General features: G+C 50.2%; 1 rRNA gene. It reads right to left on the minus strand.

The window, feature by feature from the left end:
- Positions 1-162: 162 nt before the first annotated feature.
- Positions 163-255: ribosomal RNA gene (locus M3629_RS28275) — 23S ribosomal RNA — on the minus strand; the annotation flags it as partial.

Here is a 255-nt window from a genome sequence, read left to right on the forward strand (position 1 = left end):
ACCCCTCCGCCATCGCCACCAAACGAGCATTTGTGAAACAAATGCATTCGCGTTCCATTCGGTCCATCACAGCGGTGTGGATGAATGGTTCAGCGCATATTCAGAGTGTTGTTCTCTGAAAACTAGACTCGAAACGAAACGCACGCGATTCAAAACTTGCTATTGGATAAGCCCTCGACCGATTAGTACTGGTCAGCTCCATGCATTACTGCACTTCCACCCCCAGCCTATCTACCTCGTCGTCTTCAAGGGGTC

The sequence above is a fragment of the Paenibacillus polysaccharolyticus genome (genome assembly GCF_023714295.1).
GTDB classification, from domain to species: Bacteria; Bacillota; Bacilli; order Paenibacillales; family Paenibacillaceae; genus Paenibacillus; species Paenibacillus polysaccharolyticus_A.